Annotated in this window: 16 protein-coding genes; 9 read left to right on the plus strand and 7 right to left on the minus strand. The window is 55.8% G+C overall.

Annotation, left to right across the window (positions count from 1 at the left end):
* Window positions 1–18 precede the first annotated feature (18 nt).
* The 3 genes from HY751_09785 to HY751_09795 are packed head-to-tail and all read left to right on the plus strand — an operon-like array spanning window position 19 to window position 2,086.
* Window positions 19–798, plus strand: coding sequence for a dihydroorotate dehydrogenase electron transfer subunit (locus HY751_09785; protein MBI4666684.1), 780 nt, complete (start codon window positions 19–21; stop codon window positions 796–798).
* 4 nt (window positions 799–802) lie between these two features.
* A complete protein-coding gene (locus HY751_09790) occupies window positions 803–1,723 on the plus strand; it encodes a dihydroorotate dehydrogenase (GenBank protein MBI4666685.1) in 921 nt (306 codons plus the stop codon).
* A gap of 57 nt (window positions 1,724–1,780) precedes the next feature.
* A complete protein-coding gene (locus tag HY751_09795; GenBank protein ID MBI4666686.1) occupies window positions 1,781–2,086 on the plus strand; it encodes a hypothetical protein in 306 nt (101 codons plus the stop codon).
* Between the two features lie 25 nt (window positions 2,087–2,111).
* On the opposite strand, the gene HY751_09800 is transcribed toward HY751_09795, so the two are convergent.
* Window positions 2,112–2,333, minus strand: a complete 222-nt coding sequence (locus tag HY751_09800) for a hypothetical protein (protein MBI4666687.1) — start codon at window positions 2,331–2,333, stop codon at window positions 2,112–2,114.
* 463 nt (window positions 2,334–2,796) lie between these two features.
* Between HY751_09800 and HY751_09805 the strand changes: the two genes are divergently transcribed.
* The 5 genes from HY751_09805 (at window position 2,797) to HY751_09825 (ending at window position 7,975) form a co-directional block, all read left to right on the plus strand.
* A complete protein-coding gene (locus HY751_09805; GenBank protein ID MBI4666688.1) occupies window positions 2,797–3,942 on the plus strand; it encodes an amidohydrolase in 1,146 nt (381 codons plus the stop codon).
* 86 nt (window positions 3,943–4,028) lie between these two features.
* Window positions 4,029–4,607, plus strand: coding sequence for a MotA/TolQ/ExbB proton channel family protein (locus tag HY751_09810; protein ID MBI4666689.1), 579 nt, complete (start codon window positions 4,029–4,031; stop codon window positions 4,605–4,607).
* A gap of 12 nt (window positions 4,608–4,619) precedes the next feature.
* Window positions 4,620–5,027 (plus strand): biopolymer transporter ExbD, encoded by a 408-nt coding sequence (locus HY751_09815; protein ID MBI4666690.1) that lies wholly within the window; start codon window positions 4,620–4,622, stop codon window positions 5,025–5,027.
* Window positions 5,024–5,713: an energy transducer TonB gene (locus HY751_09820; protein ID MBI4666691.1), complete on the plus strand. Its 690-nt coding sequence runs from the start codon at window positions 5,024–5,026 to the stop codon at window positions 5,711–5,713. The genes HY751_09815 and HY751_09820 overlap by 4 nt, the downstream gene beginning before the upstream one ends.
* Before the next feature lie 27 nt (window positions 5,714–5,740).
* Window positions 5,741–7,975, plus strand: coding sequence for a TonB-dependent receptor (locus HY751_09825; GenBank protein ID MBI4666692.1), 2,235 nt, complete (start codon window positions 5,741–5,743; stop codon window positions 7,973–7,975).
* Between the two features lie 148 nt (window positions 7,976–8,123).
* On the opposite strand, the gene HY751_09830 is transcribed toward HY751_09825, so the two are convergent.
* The 6 genes from HY751_09830 to HY751_09855 all read right to left on the minus strand — a co-directional run bounded on the left by HY751_09830 (window position 8,124) and on the right by HY751_09855 (window position 16,069).
* On the minus strand, window positions 8,124–10,430 hold the full coding sequence (locus HY751_09830) for a GspE/PulE family protein (protein ID MBI4666693.1): 2,307 nt from the start codon (window positions 10,428–10,430) through the stop codon (window positions 8,124–8,126).
* A gap of 144 nt (window positions 10,431–10,574) precedes the next feature.
* Window positions 10,575–11,657, minus strand: a complete 1,083-nt coding sequence (locus HY751_09835) for a YeeE/YedE family protein (GenBank protein ID MBI4666694.1) — start codon at window positions 11,655–11,657, stop codon at window positions 10,575–10,577.
* 155 nt (window positions 11,658–11,812) lie between these two features.
* Window positions 11,813–12,628: a hypothetical protein gene (locus tag HY751_09840; GenBank protein MBI4666695.1), complete on the minus strand. Its 816-nt coding sequence runs from the start codon at window positions 12,626–12,628 to the stop codon at window positions 11,813–11,815.
* A gap of 128 nt (window positions 12,629–12,756) precedes the next feature.
* Window positions 12,757–13,908 (minus strand): alcohol dehydrogenase catalytic domain-containing protein, encoded by a 1,152-nt coding sequence (locus HY751_09845; GenBank protein MBI4666696.1) that lies wholly within the window; start codon window positions 13,906–13,908, stop codon window positions 12,757–12,759.
* Window positions 13,905–15,422: an acyl--CoA ligase gene (locus HY751_09850; protein MBI4666697.1), complete on the minus strand. Its 1,518-nt coding sequence runs from the start codon at window positions 15,420–15,422 to the stop codon at window positions 13,905–13,907. The genes HY751_09845 and HY751_09850 overlap by 4 nt, the downstream gene beginning before the upstream one ends.
* Complete coding sequence (locus HY751_09855; protein MBI4666698.1) at window positions 15,422–16,069, minus strand: sugar transferase; 648 nt, start codon at window positions 16,067–16,069, stop codon at window positions 15,422–15,424. Before HY751_09855 ends, HY751_09850 begins: the two co-directional genes overlap by 1 nt.
* A 266-nt stretch (window positions 16,070–16,335) precedes the next feature.
* Between HY751_09855 and HY751_09860 the strand changes: the two genes are divergently transcribed.
* The gene (locus HY751_09860) at window positions 16,336–17,961 is read left to right on the plus strand and encodes an alkaline phosphatase family protein (GenBank protein MBI4666699.1); all 1,626 of its coding nucleotides are present in this window, start codon (window positions 16,336–16,338) and stop codon (window positions 17,959–17,961) included.
* Window positions 17,962–17,967 lie beyond the last annotated feature (6 nt).

Consider the following 17,967-nt stretch of genomic DNA (forward strand, 5'->3'; position numbering starts at 1 on the left):
ACCGGGCCGGGAACCTATATGAATTATTCCATTGATTGCATCGTGAGAGCCTCGGACACCTTGTCCGACGGGTTCTTCCACCTTTCGCTGGAGCCGGTGCGGAAGATATCGAAAATCGTTCCGGGCCAGTTCGTGATGGTGCGGTGCGCGGCCCAGCTGGATCCTTTCCTGCGAAGGCCCATGAGCATAGCGGACTTTGAGCCGGACGGATCCCGGTTCGGTTTGCTGATAAAACAGGTGGGCAAAGGCACCCGTTATCTGGCGGGTCTTGCGCCCTGGAGCAGTCTGGACGTAATGGGCCCGTATGGCCAGGGTTTTACTGTTCCTGAGGGGGTAAGAAAAATATGGATAGTGGCGGGCGGCTCCGGCGTGGCTCCGTTTCTGGGTTTGCTTGCCAACAGCCCTAAAGGCGCCTATGAGCACACCGTTTTTCTTGGCGCCAAGAACGAAAGCGAGCTTTTATACCTTAACCGGCTGGAAAAACACGCCCGGGTTATCACGGCCACGGAAGATGGATCCCACGGCTTTTCAGGGTATGTAACGGAGCCGTTCTCCACGGAGATTTCCGGCGGAGCAAGACCCGACATTATTTTCACCTGCGGCCCCACGCCCATGATGAAGAAAGTTGCCCAACTGGCCGAAGAGCTGGGCATCCCCTGCCAGGTGTCATTGGAGAACAGCATGGCCTGCGGGTTCGGGGCTTGCCTGGGGTGCGTGGTAAAAGCCAGGGGGCAGGACAAATATTTAACCGTGTGCAAGAACGGCCCCGTGTTCGACGCGCTGAGGATAGAGCTTTAGCCCCATGGGGAATGTAAACCTTTCGGTGAACTTTGGCGGCGTGCCGCTGAAAAACCCAATAGTGGGGGCTTCGGGCACGTTCGGTTACGGCATAATGTACAACCGGTTTTACGACCTGGAGGAGATCGGCGGGTTCGTAACCAAGGGTCTTTCCAATTTCCCCAGGGCGGGCAACAAGCCACCGAGGATTTTCGAGACCGCCTCCGGCATGCTTAACGCCATCGGTTTGCAGAACATCGGGTTTGAAAAGTTCGTTAAAGACAAAATGCCGGTTTTGCGGGGTGTGAACACCGCCGTGATAGCCAATTTTTTCGGCGCCACGGTGGAGGAATACGCCCAGATGGCCGAGAAACTGGGGAATGTGGACGGAGTGGCGGCGCTGGAGATGAACATATCCTGCCCCAACATAAAAGAGGGTGGCATAGCTTTCGGCTCCGATGTAAAACTTACAGGAACCGTGGTGAAGGCATGCAGAAAGGCCACCACCAAACCTTTGATAGTGAAACTTTCCCCCAACGTGGGGGATATTACGGAATTCGCCAAGGCCTGCGAGGCCAACGGGGCCGACGGGTTGAGCGTGATTAACACCATCGTGGGCATGGCCATAGACATCAGGAAAAGGGAGCCCGCCCTTTCAAACGTCACCGGCGGGCTTTCCGGCCCGGCCATAAAACCCATCGCGTTACGGATGGTGTGGCAATGTTACAAATCCGTTAAAATACCTATCTTCGGCATCGGTGGCGTGGTGTCGGCGGAGGATGTGGTAGAGTTCATCATGGCCGGGGCCACGGCCGTGCAGGTGGGCTCCATGAACTTTGTGGACCCGTATATCTGCAAGCGCCTCAAAGATGAACTGCCCGAGGTTCTATCAGACCTTGGGGTTCAAGACATAAACGAAATAATCGGCGCCGCCCACAGCCTGTGATAAACAAGGCAACAGGGCCGGGAAACGCGCAAGTTTAACATTCTGGATAAATCAAATATGAAATCATTCAATCCCGGCAGAGGACGGGGCGGCGGAAAACCTGGCGGTGGGAAACCTGGTGGAGGAAGACCTGGCGGTGGAAAGCCCGGCCATGGGAAAAGGAGTTTCTCGAAAGCCAAACCCGGCAAATCCGGCAAACCGGAGGGCAAAAAAAGGTTCGGCCAGGCCCAGCGGGCTGATTTTAAAATGAGCCTGCCCAAGGATGACCGTTACAAGGATGTGAACCCCATGTCCATCGAGGAGCGTAAAGCGGCCCAGCTGGAGAAATGGCGTAAGGAGCTGGGACTGGACGAAGAAGAGTAAAAAAGCTTGAGCGCCCGGCCTGGCGCTACTTTTTGCAAAGGCTGGAGATCATTTTCTCCACATCTTCAGCGGACGCGGTGTTGTTCATTATCTTGTCCACTATCTCATTGGGCGTCCTGCCGCGCAGATGCTCCATGGTGGCTTCCGCCACGGCGAAAAACTCTTCGGGGGTCATTCCTTTCTGGATAGCGGAAAGGAGAATTCCTATGAATTCGTTCTCAAGCTCGTCCTTAACGTTATGTGTCACAAAACCACCTTTGAATGACTGGGCGAAGAAGATGCCAGGCCGGAGCGGCCAGAAAGACTACCCTTTCCATCGTAATCCGGGTTCCGGCGGGTGTCAATCGTGTAAAAGATCCAGGTGGTCTCCCAGTTTGAATCTCAAATAACAGACAGATTCTTCACTCCGCTTGCGCTTCGCCCAGGATGACAATGTTATCAACGGCTTTTAAATTGTCATTCTGGGCGTAAGTGAAGAATCTCCCCTGTACTTTCAAACTGAGGCGCTACCAAGATCTATGAAACTCAACAACTCCGTTAGTTGCGAAATACTGCCGTTTGTCCTTTCCCGCCGCCGTCCATCGGAAAAGTGTGGAACCGATAGATTCCACCGGTATAATTTTTTGAAAACATTAAGCGCGATTACAGTACAATTCATCGAAAACCAGCAGTGGAACACCATGAATCATAAAAACCTGGCCCTTACGGGGATGGATGTTGTCACCCCGGACGAAACCATAACAAAGGGATTAATACTCACCAAAAAAGGGCTCATAGAATACGTTGGCCCCGGCAGGGCGTTCGACAAGAACGCGTACGATACCATTGATCTATCGGGGCTTACCTTATGCCCTGGCCTTATAGACGCCCACACGCACCTGGGGGTGTATGCAGAGGGGGCCGGGGAGCCGGGGGAGGATGGCAACGAGATGAGCGACCCGGTTACCCCCCATGTCCGCGCCATAGACTCCATAGACGCCAACGACATGGCCATTATGGAGGCCAGGAATTCCGGCGTCACCACGGTGATGATAACCCCCGGCTCGGCGAACGTCATCGGCGGAATGGTTTGCGCCGCCAAAACCACCGGGAGGACCGCCGACGAGATGGTGATAAACACTTGTATCGGCCAAAAAATGGCCACCGGCGAAAATCCGAAACGGGTTTACGGCTCCAACAAAAAATCCCCCATGACGCGGATGGGCATAGCCGCCCTTATCCGGTCGGCGCTGGTGGACGCTGTGAATTACAAAGAGAAGCTGAAAAAGAAGAAAGCGGACACCGCGCGGGACTTGAAGATGGAAGCCCTTGTGCCGGTGATAGAGGGTAAAACCATGGCCAGAGTCCACGCCCATAAGGCCGATGACATTATGACCGCCATCCGCATCGCAGAGGAGTTCAAACTGAAGGTAGTCATTGAACATGGCACCGAGGCTTACAAGATCGCCGATATCCTGGCTAAAAAGAAAATCCCCGTTAACATAGGCCCCACAACTTCCACCCGGAGCAAGGTGGAGCTTAAAGACCTGGCGCGGGACAACGCCGCAAGGTGCATCAAGGCGGGAGTCCATGTGTCGCTTATCACGGACCATCCCGTAATCCCCCTGGAAGAGTTGAGGCAGGAAGCGGTGAAGCTGGCGCGGGACCATGGGGTTGCCCGGAGCGTGGCGCTGAAAACCGTCACCATAAACCCCGCCATTACTTTGGGGATTGAAGGGCGCGTGGGCTCTTTGCGGAAAGGCAAGGACGCGGACATGGCCGTGTACACGGGCCACCCGATGGATCCGGCGGCCACATGCGTTATGACGGTGATAAACGGCTGTGTGGTGTTTGACGGCAGGATAAAGAACCCCTAGACAGTTTACAAAGGAGGCGCGTTTTGGAGTTAATCGCGGAGCAGGCCGGTTCCATCACCCTCACGTTTCAGCAGGGTGGCATTGTCATGTGGCCCATCCTGTTCTTTTCAGTGTACGCGGTGGCCCTCATCGTGGAGCGGTGGCTCAAGTACAGAAAAGACGAACACGCCTTAAACGGTGAGCTGGCATGTATGCTGGAGCTTTCTGCCTATTCGGCGAAGGATCATGAAAGGTTCGCCGGATCGGTGGTTACGGGCAAAATAGCCACGGCCATTTATAAAGGTCGTGATATGGACCACGAGCATCTAAAAGACAAGGCCCGCAACGCGTTCATGGACGAAACGGCCGCCGTGGAGCGGCATCTTGGGGCCATCTCGGTTATAGCCACCCTCCTGCCGATGCTGGGCCTTTTGGGGACGGTGGTAGGGATGATAATTTCCTTTAACTCCATTGCCCTGCACGGCACGGGGGACCCGAAGGTGCTTGCCAACGGCATCTCCCAGGCGCTTATCACCACAGAGGCTGGGCTGGTGGCCTCCATACCCTTAATTTACCTGCATCAAATACTTAGTGTACGGGCCGAAAGCATAATAAGGAAGCTGGACGAGTTCGCCACCCATCTGACGCACATCATCCGGAATGAGAATTCCGAGGTAGGCGAATAGCGGGCGCCCGGCATGTATTACCAGCGAACCCGCAAGAAGGGGCCGGAAATACAGATGGCCCCGCTCATAGACATGGTGTTTCTGCTTCTCATCTTTTTTATGGTGGCCACGGTTTTCCCGGAAGAAACCGGGGTGGAGGTGGAGAAACCCGAGGCAGACACATCCAAGCCTTTACAGAAGGGTAACCTTATATTCGCAATAACCCGGGACGGGCAACACTTCCATGCCGGAGAGAACATTTCTATGGGCCGGGCCAACGCCATAATCCGTGGCGCCATGGCCGAAAATCCACAAACGATGATAATCGTGGAAGTGGACAAGAACGCAATTACAGATTATTTGATCCGGTTTCTGGACACCGCCAGGGAAGCTGGCGCTAAAAACATAGCCGTGGCTACAAAGCCGGGTTATGAAAAATGAACAGCCAGGACCGCCGCTGGCAGGTAGCTTTCCTGTTATCTTTTCTCATAAACGGCGCCCTGCTATGGCTTTTGCCTCTGCTGACCTCCTTCAGGATATCGGATACGGATCGGTCCAAAATCATCCCCATCCAGGTGGTGCGGTTGGACAGCGTCCCCGGGCCGGAATCCATGACCATGAGCGGTTCCGCTCCTCCACCTCCGCCACCGGCGCCAGCGCCGAAAAAGGAAAAAATAATCCCGGTAAAAGAGGAGCGGGCCGTAAGCCCGGTGGCGCAAAAGGAGGTGATAGGGCTTAATGCGGAGGTAGCTCCCGTAGAGGAGGAATCAACTGTGGCGGGCGTGCCGGGCGGCGTGCCCGGAGGGGCGCCGGGCGGCGTTGTAAGCGACAGGCCATATTTTCAGCCGGTGTATTCCCTTACAAAGATCCCATCTTTTTCCAGAAGGGTGGACCCTAAATATCCCGAGTCCGAACGTATGGCCGGCAAAGAGGGCAAAGTGCTGGCGGAGGTGGACCTGGACGAAAAGGGCATTATCGTAAATTTCCGGATAATTAAAAGTGGAGGTAAGAATTTCGATACCGCCGTGGAGACTGCTTTACGAAAAAGCGTGTTCCTGCCGGGATACATCCGTGAAACTCCGGTGCCGGTACGGGTGCAGATTCCGTTTGTGTTCAAGCTTAGATAATTATTACCAGATGTGGAGGTAAAGGCATTGCGCAGGTTGTTTTACTTGTTGGTTTTCCCCCTCTTTTTCATCAACGACCCAAACGCGTCGGCCGCCGGTTTCCTTGTTAAAGGGACAACTGTGGAACAGGCTACCGGCAAACCTGTGACAGGCGTGACAACCAGCGTTTCCGGCATGCCGGGCTTATCGGCGGTGTCGGATTCCTCAGGGAGTTTTACAATCCATCTACCCGGCGAGGGAAACTATGAGCTGACCTCCACGGGAGAGGGGTATCAAAGCGCAAACCCTGTGCGCGTAACCTTGTCCGCTGAAAAACCCATGGCCCAGGTGACAATGAAAATATACCACTTGAGCGCCCTGGGCGAGGTGGTGGTGGCCGCCGAGCGTAGGAGAGAAGCGGGAGTTACAGTCACAAAAGCCCGGGAGATGGCCGCTTTGCCCGGCACCGGGGGCGACCCGTTAAGAGGCATCCAGAGCCTTCCCGGGTTCACCACCGTGTCCGATACCTCCGCCAATCCGGCGGTGCGCGGCTCCTCGCCGGGGGACAACCTGTACTATGTGGATTTCCTGCCGGTGGGTTACCTGTTCCATATGGGCGGCATGTCCAGCAACTTCAACTCCGGTGTCATCGAAGATTTCAACCTGCGCACCGCCGCGTTCGGCCCCCAGTATGGCGACGTGATCGGGGCCGTGGTGGACGTGACCCTTCGGGAACCTAAGAGCGACAAGTTTGGCGGACAGGTGGGCATAAGCATGCTGGAGGCCGATTTCCTGGTGGAAGGGCCCGTCACCGCAAACCAGTCTTTTTACTTTGGAGCCCGGCGCAGTTACATAGACTTGTTTTTACCTAAAACCGGCAGTCTGGACGATGGGGTGGATTATGTGCAGTTTCCGCAATATTACGACTATCAGGGCAAGTACCTGTGGAAACCCGATGACCGCAACAGCGTGAGCCTTCAGCTAAGCGGCTCCCACGACGAGCTGATTTTTAATATAAAGGAGGATTCCGCCATTGGCCAGCGCGACCCTCTGGTGGTGGGGGAATATTCCCACCAGCTCCAATATCACGGGCAGGGGGTGGTTTGGGGTTACAGGGGCGATTCGTTCCAGAACCGGGCCGCGCTGGGCAGGCTTTTCACCGGACTGGAGGAGAAACCGCAAAACCTGGGACACGCCATCGCCAACATAACCTCCTACTATTTGCGGGACGAGGTGGTGTTCACGCCGGTATTGAACCATGAGGTGACAGTGGGCGGAAAAATCACTCACGACGACGCCGATGTGAACCTGGATATCGTTAAGGAAATGCCTTCCGAGTTCGACCCGAACGTGGATTTCACCAGCGCGGAGCGCGCCGTTTATAAGGAAGTGGTCCGGGTGAACATTTGGGAGTTTTATTTGAACGACCGGTGGCGTATAGCCAATCCCTTCACGGTTTCGCTGGGCGCCCGCGTTGCCGGGGACGATTACGCCAACGAGAATTTCCTGGAGCCCAAGCTGGGGCTGGAATACCGGCTGACCGAGGACACGGCCATTACAGCCGCGTGGGGTAAATATCATCAATCACCCCCCGGGCCGGAGGTGGTGGCCGAGTTCGGCAACCCCAGCCTTTCCGCATTCAAGGCGGAGCATTACGTGGCCGGCGTGGAACAGAAAGTGGCCCCAGGCCTTATGGTGAAAGTGGAGGGGTATTACAAGAAATTCGACGACCTCTCCGTCCCAGACGACGTTTTCAATTATCTCAGCCTCGGTAGCGGGCAGGCCTATGGCGCGGAGCTGTTGGTGAAAAAGGAGGTTTCGGAAGACATTCACGGATGGGTGTCCGTGGCATACGCCCACACGGAGAGGAAAAACGAAAGCACCGGCGAGGTGTTCGCCCCGGCTTATGACCAGCCGGTAATCGTTAACGCCACAGCCTCATACCGGTTCCGGGAACACTGGACATTTGGCGCCCGCTGGCGGTATCAGAGCGGGGCCCCATTCACCCCGGTGGCGGGGACTTACATCGGGGACGATGGCCGGTTGATGCCGGTTTACGGCGGGATAGGCTCGGAACGGTTGCCGGACTATCACCGGCTGGATTTGCGGGTGGACAGGGAGTTCCAGTTTGACTCGTGGAAACTGGGAACGTTCTTTGAACTGATAAACGCCTATGGCCGGAATAACATTTCCGGTTACCAGTATGAGGCCGATTACGTGACACGCAAGGAGATTAAACAGTTGCCCATGCTGTTTTCGTTCGGCGTGAAGGCGGAGTTTTAGGGGGTATGCATTATCCGCGGACATGTTGGACATTGTCATTCCGGAAGGCGTGAAAAAGCCTATCCGGGTTCATCGCTTCCACGGCATAAAGGAATAGAGACCCTGATGCCGGGTCAAGCCCGGCATGACATTTAATAGACGTTGAATCCTACACCGAGCAGACCTGGCGCACTTTCTCCATGTCCGTGTCCCCTTTCAGCACTTTCCAGATGCCATCCATCTTTAGCGTGCGCATCCCATGCCGCAGGGCGGAGGCGCGGATGTCGTCCACCAGCGCCTTGCTCTGGATAAGGCGTTTGGTTTCCATATCCATAACCAGAACTTCGTGCAAACCTGTCCGTCCTTTGTAGCCGGTCTTGTTGCACTTCTCGCACCCTTTGGGTTTGCACATGTTCAGCGTGTCGGGTTTCACGTTCAACTCACCCCAATACTCTTTTCCGTATTCCACGGACAGAAGCTCCAGCTCCTCACTGGTGGGAGTGTATTTCTCCTTGCAGAAGGGGCAAAGTGTGCGCACCAGCCGCTGGGCCAGAACGCCAAGCAGGGCGTCGGCGAAGTTGAACGGGTCTATCCCCAGGTCTATAAGCCGGGTGATTGTTTCCGGGGCGGAGTTTGTGTGCAACGTGGAGAACACCAGGTGGCCCGTGAGCGACGCCTCTATACCCATGTTGGCCGTTTCATGGTCGCGCATTTCGCCGATCATTATGATGTCCGGATCGGCGCGGAGGAATGCCCGCAACGCCGTGGCGAATGTAAGGTCTATATCCGCCTGCATCTGAACCTGGCGCATGCCGGACTGGGTTATTTCCACCGGGTCTTCGGCTGTCCATATCTTCGTGTCCACGGTGTTCAGGTGCCCCAGCACCGAGTGGAGCGTGGTGGTCTTACCGGAACCCGTGGGGCCCACCACCAGGAATATGCCGTATGGTTTGGACACGGCGTCCAGGAAGAACTGGTGGTTGCGCGGGGAGAGGTTCAGCTTGTCCAGCGGCAAAGGCTCCGAGGCGGCCAGTATGCGCATGACCGCGTCTTCGTTCCCGCCGTAAGTGGGAACGGTGGCCACGCGAAGCTCGATGATTTTATTGGCGGAAAGTTTTAGCTGTATCTTGCCGTCCTGGGGCAGGCGTTTCTCCGCTATGTTCAGGTTGGACATGATCTTTATGCGGGCGATGATGGCCTTTTTCCAGTTGGCGGGTATCTGTTTGTACTCCACCAGGTCGCCGTCTATCCTCACGCGGATGATGGTGTTCTGCTTGCCGGGATATGTCTCCACATGGATGTCGGAGACGCCCCGGTTATACGCGTCGAGAATGATCTGGTTCACCAGTTTCACCACGCCGGAGTCGGACTCGCCCACGGACATGCCAGAGTCGTCTATTTCGCCCTCGCCACCCTCGTTTTGCGCTTCGATGTCCGCCAGCACCGAGTCTATATCGCCGCTGGTCACGGTGACAGCCCTGCCGGAGAGCTTGCCGATAATCCGCAAAATGTCGTCTCGCAGACCAACGGCCAGCTCGTACTTGCCGTCTTTTACCAGCAACTGGATATCCGCCACCTTGGCCGGGTCGCCAGGGTCGTCACAAATAATGAGCAACTGGCCCCCTTCAAGCTGGCGGTAGGTGACCCACCCGTTGCGCTCCATGAACTTGAACGGGTTTTTCATTTTCAGCCGGTCGAGCAGTTCCAGAGGCGGGTTGTAGCTGTCTTCGTATTCCACAAAGCGGACGTTGTAGAAAGCGGAAAGGGATTTGCCGATATCCTGTTTGGAGATCTTCATCACCTTAAGAAGGACTTCGGTAATGTCCCACTTTCTCATCCTGGCCTCGTCCGCCGCCTTCTCCAGCTCCGCCCGGGAGATTATGTTTTGATGCACCAGATAGTCGAACTTGGTTTTGTACTTTACGGCCCGTTTCTGGTGGTTGTAGAACGCCAGGCCCAGCACGTCGGCGATTTCCTGGATGCCGGAGCGGTCCTGGGCGGAGAAGGGCCCGCCGGATTTCTTGTTTATAAGCTGGATGACCCCCATGAGATATTTTTCGTACATCACAGGATGGGCCAATATCTGCTTGGTGCGGTATCCGGTTTTCTGGTCCCAGGAGCGGTCGAACTTCAAATCCGGGAAAATGGCCAGAAGCTCCAGGTCGCTATACGCGTCGTTTATGGAAATGGTGGTGCCGGTGGCGGCCACATACCCGGCAACGGACTGTTTGTTGATGGGCACCCGGATTTCCTGGGGTACGTCGCCAACTTTGTATTTGGAGTATATCTCCCGCCGGATTTTGTCCACGGCGTAAATGGTTATCCGGTCGGCGTCGAATACGGAAGCTATGGAGTCTTTGAGGTGGATGAGGATTTCGTCGATATTCTCGGCGGAATGTATCTGGTGCGTTATGTTTTTCAACCGCTCCAGAAAAGCCAGCCGTGTTTCCGTGCTGGAGGCCTGTGTTTCCGCCATACCCACCCTGTGCCCTCGCAGGTTAAATAAACGGTCCTGGAAAAATCCCCCAGCCCCATTCCGGGGCGATTCACCCGAAGCATATTATATCAGAGGGTTTGAAATGGTGAATACGCCAAAAAATATGTTTCCGGGGCGCGGTGGCTAACTCATCATCCGCTCCCTTATCCAGAGCGCCGTCCATGAACCCAAGATTATAAACACAACCGTTATGACGCCGCCCAGCCCGAGGATGGAGCATCCGGTCAACCCCTGACCAATGTTGCATCCCATGGAGATGATGGCGCCGTAACCCATCAACAACCCGCCGATAAGATGGCCCAAAAAGGCGCCCTTATGAGGGGGAACCACCCAGTTGAAACTTTTTGTGGCCAGCGCGGCGGTAAGCGAACCCAGAAGGACGCCGATGACCGAGGCCACGCCAAAATCCAGGGCAGAGCCGGAGGCGGTGGCTATGTATGTGAAAAAGTCCGCGTTGGGTTTGGCGAAGGTTAGGCTTGTGGGGCGGAACTTGCCGGTGATGGAACTGTCCATGGCCAGAAACTCGTCGGCCATGACCTTTGAGTGGGCGTCGCCGGTGATGTACCACCCGGCCAGCACCAGCAGGCCCACCGCCAGGCCGGTCAACGGCCATTTGGCGCCGATAAAATCATCTTCACTCCGCGATTTGTAAAACCACCCGGCCAGGAATACGGCGAACGCTCCGATGATTATCCAGGCGTTCACGCCGATTAAGTCCGGTATTGAGGATGATGGGAGTTCCAGCTGGAAATTCCTGAAAACGTACTGGTTCGTATAGGCCAGATGCCCCCCCAGCGCCGAACCGGCGGTAAGGTTGAACGCGAAAACGCTCACCAGCGCCCCCAGATTGCCCTCGCCCACCCGCACCAGTATCCGCGAGGCGCATCCCCCGGCGAACACTATACCGATACCGAATATGAACCCTCCGGCGATGAAGCCTAAAACCGGAAGCTGGGTGGGAAGATAAATGGAAGCCGAGGGATCCAGGATTTTCATGTCCTTTAAAAACTGCGCCCCGGCCATGGCCACTAAAAGCGCTACCATGTAAGCCTTGAATTGCAGGAACGAGCCGTAAATCCTGATGCTTGTGAAACAGTTCGCCATGCAGAAGTTGGAGCGTTGCACCAGCGCCCCCAAAAGAAAGCCGATTGCAAGCCCGGCCCACATCAATTGGGACTGCAACTGAGGGACTATATTGTCTTCCACGCGAAGAACCCCTTGTTATATGAGAATGATTTTGGAACACAAGATGTCCAAGCTTAGATGCGCGCCGGGGATTATAGTTTCAAACGGCATAAAAAACCGGCAGGTTTTCAGGCCTGCCGGTTTGATAAGTTACGGTAATAACAGGTGTTGGAGACCTACTCCATAACCGAGAACCTGAAATTGGTCATGGTCACGGGCATGTTGGTCTTCCTAAACTCCCCGCTGGAGTTGCCACCAGCGATAAAGAACCGCAGGGTGGGCAGAGGCCCGCTGGTAGGAACGGTTAGCGTGGTGATGTAAACCGGGTTCGCCGTATCTGTGACATCGGTGATGCTACAAGACACCAAGCCATCGCCAGTGCCGGTGGTTCCACTGTATTCCCCCAACATGCTGTCGGCGGAGGTGTCCCACGAACAGTCCCACTTATAGCTTTTGGAGGAGTCGAACTTGGGATTGTCCATGGCATAGGTGCGTTTTTCACAATATTGGATGCTGTAAGGGATGCACACGCCATCGAACCGCTGGCTAACGATTCTGGTTTCGATCTGGCCGTCTCCCGAGTATCGGTTGCCAAGGATGTGCCAGTTCACCTCGCTACCGTTTACACCGTAGCCCATAAAGGCCATGAACACGATGTCGTCGGTGGGCCAGGGATACATGCTCCAGTCCAGGTTTGTCATGGTGTAAGTGACTCGCCCCTTGTTCATTGTGGTGATGCCAAGCATCCGGCCATAATCGTCCAGCGTGTCCTGGAGTATCTTAACCGTCTCGCCATTGGCGAGGGGGCCGCAATTGGACAAAGTCCACACCACGTTGCCCTCATGTTCCGGGGCGCAGGATGAAGCTGTGGATGTATCGGTGGATGCCGTATCGGACGATGAGGAGGAAGGGGATGAAGAGCCGCCGCTACATCCAGTCAGCGCAAGAAGGGCAAGAGCCATCGCTGGCAGATACGATTTGATATTGAACACTACCGTTTTCCTTTACTTGGGTTTTGTTAGTGATGAGTTGACCGCTTAAAACCCTGCGGCTGGGTATATATATTATGAAACCGGCCAAAACACAAAGAATAACGGCCGCCGGGAATGGGTGGCGCGGTTCAGAACGACACCATGATTTTCCCATCCTTGCGGACGGTGGATGCTTTCAGCGCTTCGACGGTGGAGGTGAAAGGGTATCTTGAGGTAATCATGCCCTCCACATCCAATCTGCCCGTAGCCATCAGCCTTATAATCTTATCGAATATGCCATACCCCGCGTGGCCCCTGGCGCCAATGATGGATCCTGCGCTGGTGACCATCCGGTTGAGGTCCACAGACACGGTCCTTGCCGCCCGGCCCAAATAGATGAGCTTGCCATTGTTGGCCAATGCCTTTTCCATGACCGGCACGGTGTACTGCCCAGCTCCGGCGGCTTCCACGCAAACCTCGGCCCCCCGCCCGCCGGTAAGGCTTTTAATTTGGGTTACGGGATCCCCATCGTTAAAGTTGAAAACCTTATCAGCCCCAAGTTTGCGCGCAACCTCTAACCGTTCTGGAATTACATCGAACCCTAACACTTGTGAGGCTCCCGCTATCCGGGCCAGCGCCACAGCGGCCAGCCCAATTGGCCCCAGGCCGAACACCGCCACCACCGAGCCGGGCATAAATCCGCCACCGGCCACGAACAGGCCGTTATAGGCGCACCCCACAGGCTCTATCAGCGCGCCCAATTCCATGGCGTTTTCATCGCTATACCGCTGGCGGAGGCTGTTGAGGCTCCAGCAGTGCCATTCCTTAGCCTTGGCGTATTCGGCCAGGGCGCCGTCCGCCGTCAACCCGGCCAGTTCCACCCGCTCGCACTGGTTCACCGCGCCGCTCCGGCAGGCAAGACACCGGCCGCACCAGAGAACGCTTTCCACCGCCACCAGGTCGCCCGGTTTGAAGAAAACCACATCCTCCCCCACGTTCTCCACCACCCCTGCGTATTCATGGCCGATTACACAGGGCAGGCGGGTGGGGCCGGAGAATATGATGTATCCCTCATCGTCGGTTTCATACAGATGGGTGTCGCTCCCGCAAACGCCGCACCGTTTCACCTTTATCAGCAATTCATCCCGGCCCGTGTCAGGAACCGGCATGTCTTTCATTTCGAACGAAGGGTTCCGCCACACGCGGTTGCCCACATTGGCCAGGGAGCTTTGTTTTTCTAACGGCGAGAGCTGGTAGTCTTTTCGGGGGGCCCATTGGGCGGAGGCCACGAAGGCTTTCATTGCGCCACCCCGATGGTTTTAAGGTAAGACTCCTTGAGTTTCATCTTGTTTACTTTACCACTGCCTATCCTGGGCAGGTCATCTACTATTTCCACTTTCCGGGGCGCCATGTAGGCCGCCATCCGGTTCCGCACAAAGGCTTTAATTTCGTCTTCCGTCACCGACCGGCCAGGCCGTATGGTTATAAAGGCCACCGGGGCCACGCCCCTCAGTTTGTCTTCCACCCCGATAACCGCCGCCAGGGCCACGGATGGGTGTTCCATCAAAGTTAGCTCTATTTGAAGGGGATAGGCTTTCAACCCGGCGATCTTCAACATGCCGCTCTTGCGCTCTACGAAATAGAGGAACCCTTCATGGTCCCGCCGCACCAGGTCCCCCGTGCGGTACCAGCCACCTTCCGATATGGACGCGCCGCCGTTTTCGTAGTAACCGGAGATAACCGCGCCGCTTCTCACGGCCATTTCGCCCACTTCGCCATCCACGATTGGCGCCCCGTCATGGTCCAAAACCGCCACCTCGTAATGGGGGCAGGGTTTACCCATGGAACCGTCCACCCTGTGGGCGCCGGGCGTATTGGCCACGGCGATGCCGGTGGTTTCGGTGCTTCCCCACACCGAATAAATGGGTACGCCGAAGCTGTCTATAAAATCCCGGTTGATGTCGGGCATGGTGTACATGCCGCCGCTCTCGGCGATCCTCAGGGATGGAATTTTCAAACTGGCGCGGTGTTCCGTCATCATCCTGTACATGGGGGCAAGGCCCATGACGCAAGAGACCGAATGGCCAGACACGGCCCGGGTGACGGCTTTGGGGCTTATTTCTTCCAATAGGACCATGGAGCCGCCAGTCCAGATGGGGCGGGCGAACAGCTCGTGAGGATGGGCGAAAGAAGCGAACATGCAAAGATGAACGTCGTTCTCGCCGATGCCGAAAGCCTCCACCGAAGCCAGGGTGTTCCAGTATATGTTGGCATGGGTGGCCAAAGCCCCCTTGGGGGAGCCGGTGGAGCCGGTGGTGTAGTTTAGATACGCCACGCTTTGCGGATCAGTCACCGTATCAAATGGGGCGCCCCCGCCCGCCACCGCGCTGGCCCAGGGAATGGCCCCGGGAACCTCAGCGCCCGTCACCACCACTTTTAAACCTTTTCGGGAGACCATATCGGCGCCCAAAATGGGGTAAAGCTTGTCTGTGGCCACAATCACCGCCGGGCCAACTTTGCCTATGAAGGCGTTTACCTCCGCCGGGCTTACAAGATAATTCACCGGGGCGGGCCAGACGCCGATTTGCGAGGCGCCAATGAAAGCTATTAAAAGCTCCGGCGTTCTGGGCAGGAGCAGGCAAACCCTGTCGCCCGGTTTTACGCCCGAGGCCAGCAGGAATTGCGAGAACCCGTCCGCCAGGCGGACGATGTCTGAATAGGTGTATGAATCACCATGATGGTAGGCCAGAATCTTGCCGGGGCGTTTGGCGCTTTGGGCCCGCAACGCCTGGCCCGTGGTCATCAAGGGCAACATCAATGAGCGCCTTTTCTCCTTAACACCACCGAGAAGGTCGCGAGAAGTATTTGGACATCCATGAGAGGGGACCAGTTATTGACATATTCCATGTCATAGGTCACCCAATCCTCAAACCGGCCGGAACCACGCCCGTTCACCTGCCACAATCCGGTTAGACCCGGTTTAACCATAAGGCGGGTGCGCCGCCACAGGTCGTTCCCCATCATCTCCTTTTTGGCCAGGGGCCGGGGACCTATTAGGCTCATCTCCCCGCGCATGACATTGATGAGTTGCGGCAGTTCGTCCAGGCTTAACCGGCGCAGAGCCTTGCCGATGGCCGTAATGCGCGGGTCGTCCTTCTTCTTGAACATGGGGCCGTCGGTGTCGCTCTTAAGATTTTTCTTAAAAGCGCCAGAAGACCTGCTCATGGTGCGGAACTTTATCATTTTGAAGCGTTTACCGTGCAGGCCGCACCGTTTTTGATAGAAGAAGACAGGGCCGTCATCGGTAAGTTTAATGATTAACGCCACTAAAATGAAAAGCGGCAGGGAAAGCAAAAAGAAAAGGGGGGCCAATAACAGGTCGAACACCCGTTTGTAACGGCCCATAACTTCAGAACTACCCCCCTCGACCAGATCAATCCGTTCTTCAATGGCAGTACGCATAAAAAACCCCCTTTGCGCCAAATGCCATAACATTTTGGCCGTCTACCCGGCGGCCACACCAACCAACAACTATTTTACCCTTATCCCTTGGGCTGATAAAGGACATATGACCAGATGTTTTAAGCTAATAAGGAAAAATCAGGCGGGCCGATTCTACTCTTGTAACCTCGTTCCTTCAACATTTATTATTCGTAACACCAGCGGACGCAATGCCGTAGCTGATGAAGTTATGCTAAACTTGAAACTTGATATAAAGTGGTGAAGTCTTGGTAAGTAGCGCGCCCCGGCGTCTTGTTTTAATCGGGCTGGACGGTTGTGAATGGAGCCTGATAAACCCGTGGATAGCCGAAAAACGTCTGCCGAACCTGGGGAAAATAAAGGATAACGGCGTACACGCCGGAATGCTTTCCACCATCCCCTCCATCACCGCCCCCGCGCTGGCCAGTTTCATGACCGGGTTAAAACCCGCCACCACTGGAATAACAGGATTTATTGGCCGGGGTGGCGGGTTGATCAGTTTTAAAGACATCCAAAACCCCTGTATCTGGGATTACCTGGGGACGGCGGGCATCCGCTCGCTGGTGGTGGGGTTGCGGCTTACCTACCCGCCCAGGGAGATAGACGGGATAATGGTTTCCGGCGGCCTGTTGCGCGCCCAGGGGGACGATTATGTCCTCCCGAAAGGGTATCTGGAAAAGGTCCGGGGCTATCACCCGGAAAAAGATACCCATCCGCAAATGTTTCTCACCATGACCAAAGGGGTTGTGGGCGATGCGGAGAAACTGACCGATGAGCTTTTAGCCCTCACGGCCCGGCAGTTTGAGGTGTTCAACACGCTGTCGGCGGAGGAAAACTTCCCATTCTCCCTTCTCTATATAGAGAACACCGATTTTGCCCAGCATTTCCTTTGGCACAGGCCGGACCTGCTCTTAAAACTGTACGAGTTGGTGGACAAAGCCATAGGCGAGGTGATGGACAAAAATCCCGGCGCCGATTTCATGGTTATGTCCGACCATGGTTTCCACCCGGCGCCCAAAGCGGTGTTCCACGTCAATAAATGGTTGGAGCAGGCCGGATTTTTGACCGAGGCCAGGATAAACCCCATAAAAACTGTTTTAAGAAGCCTGAAAAGAAACGTGAAAAAAACTTTTTGGGATCCTCTGCCACAATTGACCAAACGCAACGTGAAGTCGTATTTGGCGCGGCCCCGGCCCAGCGGGATTAACGCCATAGAGAACGCCCCGTCGTTCACCCAGCCTCTGGGGCAAGCGGCTGTGCGCATAGGGTTCGATCCACAAAATACAAGCGTTTGCGCCGTGGAGCCTTGGGGGGTCAGGATTAACCTGCCGGAGAATTCATCGCGCCGCGCCGCCATAAAAAACGAGATTATGGAATTGATGCGGAGCCTTACGGACACCGAAGGTCGCCGGGTGTTCAAAGTTTTAAGGGACGGGGAATTGGAGCGGGGCTCCGGCCCCGTCAACAGCGCGCCGGACATTTTGTTCACGGTCAGCGAACAGTACCGGGTGGACGTGGGGCTGGGCGGCGCAGTTTTCGAACCCCATCATGGCGGTGAATCCATCACCGGCTCCCACGACCAGGCGGAGACCGGCGTGATGATGGCTTATGGGCGGTCGGCTCCCCAGGGGCTTACGCTTCCGGAATTTCCGATAGCCGATTTTCTGCCGACGATTCTGGAGTATTTCGGGCTGAATCCGCCGGATAATATAGATGGCGTGTCCAGGGCCCGGCAAGTGTTCCCCGGCGCGCTTGGCCAAGGGGATTTAAAGAAGGCCGAGGCCAAAGCCTATGCCGATGACGGGGCAGGGGCGTACAAGGAAGACGAAGAGGCCCAGATAATAGAAAGGCTGAAAAGCCTGGGGTATATGTGAAGAGGG

It is taken from the genome of Nitrospinota bacterium (assembly GCA_016208975.1).
Classification (GTDB): Bacteria; Nitrospinota_A; UBA7883; order UBA7883; family JACRLM01; genus JACQXA01.

What these genes read in the sequence shown, in the direction of transcription:
- HY751_09785 (MBI4666684.1), top strand. Translation starts at nt 19, where the DNA reads ATGAATTATTCCATTGATTGCATCGTGAGAGCCTCGGACACCTTGTCC.
- HY751_09790 (MBI4666685.1), top strand. Translation starts at nt 803, where the DNA reads ATGGGGAATGTAAACCTTTCGGTGAACTTTGGCGGCGTGCCGCTGAAA.
- HY751_09795 (MBI4666686.1), top strand. Translation starts at nt 1,781, where the DNA reads ATGAAATCATTCAATCCCGGCAGAGGACGGGGCGGCGGAAAACCTGGC.
- HY751_09805 (MBI4666688.1), top strand. Translation starts at nt 2,797, where the DNA reads ATGGATGTTGTCACCCCGGACGAAACCATAACAAAGGGATTAATACTC.
- HY751_09810 (MBI4666689.1), top strand. Translation starts at nt 4,029, where the DNA reads ATGTGGCCCATCCTGTTCTTTTCAGTGTACGCGGTGGCCCTCATCGTG.
- HY751_09815 (MBI4666690.1), top strand. Translation starts at nt 4,620, where the DNA reads ATGTATTACCAGCGAACCCGCAAGAAGGGGCCGGAAATACAGATGGCC.
- HY751_09820 (MBI4666691.1), top strand. Translation starts at nt 5,024, where the DNA reads ATGAACAGCCAGGACCGCCGCTGGCAGGTAGCTTTCCTGTTATCTTTT.
- HY751_09830 (MBI4666693.1), bottom strand. Translation starts at nt 10,430, where the DNA reads ATGGCGGAAACACAGGCCTCCAGCACGGAAACACGGCTGGCTTTTCTG.
- HY751_09845 (MBI4666696.1), bottom strand. Translation starts at nt 13,908, where the DNA reads ATGAAAGCCTTCGTGGCCTCCGCCCAATGGGCCCCCCGAAAAGACTAC.
- HY751_09850 (MBI4666697.1), bottom strand. Translation starts at nt 15,422, where the DNA reads ATGTTGCCCTTGATGACCACGGGCCAGGCGTTGCGGGCCCAAAGCGCC.
- HY751_09855 (MBI4666698.1), bottom strand. Translation starts at nt 16,069, where the DNA reads ATGCGTACTGCCATTGAAGAACGGATTGATCTGGTCGAGGGGGGTAGT.